Here is a 3,523-nt window from a genome sequence, read left to right as displayed (position 1 = left end):
GCGACGTTGGGCTCGCCACCAGCGTCGTCACACGGTTCGCCAGCACGGTCACCATACGGTCCGCTTGCGTCACCTCTACAGGGGAGCGGAATCGCCGGATCGGACGATGGGGCACGCGGCGCATCCCCATCAGACGCGCACCACGGACAGCCCGCCCGTTTTCGCGCCATCCAGCAGGGGCGCAATCAGCGCAGCCACCCGCGGGTATCGCGCCAGCCCCTGCGCGCGCAGATACGGCTCGGCGTAGGTCGTGGAGAGGACATCGACGGTCTTGGTGATGATCCCCGCGTTCGGGAGCGCGCCGGCCACGTCGGACGTGCCCGCGCGCAGGAACTCGAGCGCCAGTTCGCACGTCGCGTCCACGAGACGCGTCGGGATGATCGTGATGCCGAAATGTAGGAGCGTGTCCGTGGCGGCGAGATACGGCGCGTCGGGATTCTCGGCGTCCTCGCGCGGCCACGACAGGGCCTGCGTCGCGTTCACACGCCACCCGGTATAGTCGAGGCGGTCCAGTGTGCGCGAGGCCTCAATGACCGCGCGTTCTTGGTCGCCAACCGCGGCCAGGGTCCACGCGCTGCTATTCAGGCGCGCATCCAGATACGTCGTGGCGGTCGCGACGCTGGCGTAGCTGTTCGCGGTCGCGTCGCCGCTCGTGGTAATCACGGTGGGCATCTAGCGTCGCCTCCGCGCCACGCGCGGGGCAGAGGGGTCGGTCACAGGCGCCACGTCGGGCGCCACGTCGGGAGCGGAAGGGAGTTGCTCGACCACTGGGTCCACTGGCGTTGCATCGAGGGACGGAGGGTCAACCGTGTACGCGCCAGTGGCGAGCATCTCCCGCGCATCCACGGGCCACCGCCAGAACGCGGCGCCCGTGGTGCGGTCATACAGCACCCACTTCCCTGCGTGCGCAGGCGTGGTCACTCTCAGGCCTTCTTCACGGCATACGCCGAATAATTGATGCCGGTTGCGATCGTGCCCTGCACCGAGGTGTAGAGGCGCATATAGCGATGCAACGTGCCGTTGATCTCGTTGCAGAACGGCAGTTCATACGTGCCGACGATGCTGTCGGCGCTCGAGTTCGTGACGGACGAGTCGCCCAAGTCGAGGGCAGTGCCGCCGAACACGACCGAGCCCATCGCGGGCACGGCGCTGAACTGCGTCTTGATCAAGTAGCGCTCGTCGCCGGTTGCCACTTCGATGGCCGTGACGTTCACGATCACGCGGCCGTCGACGCGGCCCGTGCCGAGGTCGAGGATGGTGGCGACAGCGGCAGACGACGCAATCAGGCCCGCGGCCTTGAGAATCGTGTCGGTATCCGGAGTTTCGTCCTTCTGGTTGCGCGGCATATCTGACATCTCCTACGGGGCGAGTTCCCGCCCCGCTGTGTGTGAGGGGGTGGTACTACGCGACCGCAGCGACGTTGCTGATGCCACGGAGGCGGGCCGCGGCGCGGCCATGCTCGATGGCCATGCCCGCGAACCACTCGACGCGCGTGCGGAACTTCGGCGCCGTGTCCAGCTCGCCGAGATCACGCACATCCATGCCGCCGGACTGGATGCCGGTCACGAGGCCGTCGCCGAGCGCGAGGCAGTAGATCGACGTGGCCGTGGCGGTGGCGCCGCCCGAACCCACCTCGTCGAACGCGAGCGGGTCAGTCCCGCCATTGTCCGGGTAGGTGTTGACGATCGGCACGCCGTTGTAGCGCGTGACCTGACGCCCGAAATCATCGAGCGCATAGTCGATGTTCCCGCCAACGCCAGCGGTGCGGGCCGCAACCGTCAGGCGGCGACGAAGCGCCTTGTTCATCACGAGCACGCGACCACGGCCCGCTTCCTCGGGGACCGTATCGAGCAGCTCGTCCAGCATGATGAGCGACAGCGCGCCGCCGCCATTCACGCCGGAGTTCTCGATCAACTGTCCGCCGACGATGCGATTCTGCAGGCCGTCGATTTCGGCAGGCGTGCTCGTGCTGTCGCCCTTGATGATGACGCGGGTCATCTCCGCGGCGAGCGCCTTCACCTTCATCTGCTCCTGCACCGCGCGCGCGACCTGGCCCTGCGTCTTGACGATGAACGTATCGACGTCGAGGTCGCCGCCGCAGATGCGGAGCGCTTCGACGAGCTGATTCACGACGCCCGTCGACTCGGGATAGGTGCCGTTGACGTTACGGAACGCCACGCCGGAGAGGTTGCTTTCGCGGTTGTACTGGTACGCGTTGCCCTGAATATCCTTGAAAGGAATCGCGGCGAGCAACGCGGACGCGCGGGCGAACATCTCGATGACGCCGGCGCGAATCGTCTTGCCTTCGTTGATGGCGACTTTCGCCGCTTCCATCAGTGTGAGAGCCATAGAGGCATCCTCGGGTACAGGTGGACCCCGAGGCATTGGCTCGGGGATTCGGTGGTGATGCTTCACGCCGAATCCCTCGGCCCCTACGGCTGTGTCCTACGGTGTCGCGTGGTGCCCTGCGCTCTGACCGGACCGGCGTTACGCGAGCAGTCCCGCTTCTCGTGCGGCCGCGATGGCCTCCACGGGATTGCCGTTTCCCACGACTGGAGCCGCGAGCACACCTGGGCGCGTGCCCGGTGCGCCACTGCCGCCCGCCTGCGTGCCCTGCACCCACTCGGGGTACTGTTTCGCCAGTGTCTCCGTGATGTACTTCTCGACCGAAAGCCCCGGCTTGCCCTTCACCATCGGCTTCCCGTCCTCCGTGAGGTCGAACTCTGCGCGGTGCAGTTGCCACATCTGCCCGAGTCGCTCGGGGATGATCTTGGCGCCCGCGAGCAGGCCCTTGACCTGATGGTCGAGCTTGAGTTCGCGGTTCTCGGCGGCGTAGCGATCGGAGGCGTCGAGCCGCGGCGCATATTCCTCGAGCAGCTCCTTGCGGAGATCCTCGCGCACTGCGGCGATCTGCTCGTCCGTGAGTCCGGCCTTGTCGGCCTTCGCCTTCGTCTCGAGCGCATCGCGCTCCTTCACCAGCTTCTTCGTCAGCTTCTCGGCGGCGTCGCGCTTCTCTCGCTCATCCTCGAGCGCGGACTTGCTGACAACATTCGGGTGCCACTTGCCATCGCGCTCCGCGTAGTCCTCGCGGAAGGCGTCGGGAATCTCATCGAGTGTGTCAAATACAGGGAGCGGCATTGCATCCTCGTCTGGTGCTGGGGCGTGCGCCCGTCTGCGTGGAGTATGGCAGGGCGGCGCGCGATGCAAGAGGGGGACGGGCGGCGAGTGGGGCGGTGCGGGGTACTCTCACTTTACGCCGAGAGCGCAAAGGCGGGACGGGCCACTCGGATGATTTCCGTGCAGCGGCAATTGTACTCGCCCTCGCCTGGGTAGGTCTGGCCGTTGCGGTACACGCCATCGAGCGGAGCTTCCGCGCCGTCCATCTCGCGGTGTTCGTCGCGTTCGCGCCCGTCGATAGTCGCGACCCAGCGGCGGACCACCTCAACGCCGTCCAATGTGCCCGCGCGCTGGGCCTCTTGCCACGCGAGTTGCTGGCCGACTTTCTGCGACTGGAGCGCGGCAG

Annotated in this window: 6 protein-coding genes; all 6 read right to left on the bottom strand. The window is 66.8% G+C overall.

The genetic code is table 11. The features are described 5' to 3' along the window. Positions 1-129: 129 nt before the first annotated feature. On the bottom strand, positions 130-672 hold the full coding sequence (locus ACESNG_RS16120; RefSeq protein WP_373069757.1) for a DnaT-like ssDNA-binding protein: 543 nt from the start codon (positions 670-672) through the stop codon (positions 130-132). Next, complete coding sequence (locus ACESNG_RS16115; RefSeq protein WP_373069755.1) at positions 673-921, bottom strand: hypothetical protein; 249 nt, start codon at positions 919-921, stop codon at positions 673-675. 2 nt (positions 922-923) lie between these two features. Then, a complete protein-coding gene (locus ACESNG_RS16110) occupies positions 924-1,346 on the bottom strand; it encodes a hypothetical protein (RefSeq protein ID WP_373069753.1) in 423 nt (140 codons plus the stop codon). 55 nt (positions 1,347-1,401) lie between these two features. Then, complete coding sequence (locus ACESNG_RS16105) at positions 1,402-2,349, bottom strand: major capsid protein (RefSeq protein ID WP_373069751.1); 948 nt, start codon at positions 2,347-2,349, stop codon at positions 1,402-1,404. A 138-nt stretch (positions 2,350-2,487) separates the two neighbouring features. Continuing rightward, complete coding sequence (locus ACESNG_RS16100) at positions 2,488-3,138, bottom strand: hypothetical protein (protein ID WP_373069749.1); 651 nt, start codon at positions 3,136-3,138, stop codon at positions 2,488-2,490. A 113-nt stretch (positions 3,139-3,251) separates the two neighbouring features. After that, positions 3,252-3,523, bottom strand: a 272-nt coding sequence (locus tag ACESNG_RS16095; RefSeq protein ID WP_373069747.1) for a phage minor head protein, incomplete at its 5' end; no start/stop codon positions are given.

Origin of the sequence: Gemmatimonas sp., assembly GCF_041689975.1 — a bacterium.
Taxonomy (GTDB): domain Bacteria; phylum Gemmatimonadota; class Gemmatimonadetes; order Gemmatimonadales; family Gemmatimonadaceae; genus Gemmatimonas.
This window is presented reverse-complemented; position numbering and strand designations above follow the sequence as displayed.

Coding starts and splice junctions, on each gene's coding strand:
- ACESNG_RS16120 (WP_373069757.1), bottom strand. CDS start 672: ATGCCCACCGTGATTACCACGAGCGGCGACGCGACCGCGAACAGCTAC.
- ACESNG_RS16110 (WP_373069753.1), bottom strand. CDS start 1,346: ATGCCGCGCAACCAGAAGGACGAAACTCCGGATACCGACACGATTCTC.
- ACESNG_RS16105 (WP_373069751.1), bottom strand. CDS start 2,349: ATGGCTCTCACACTGATGGAAGCGGCGAAAGTCGCCATCAACGAAGGC.
- ACESNG_RS16100 (WP_373069749.1), bottom strand. CDS start 3,138: ATGCCGCTCCCTGTATTTGACACACTCGATGAGATTCCCGACGCCTTC.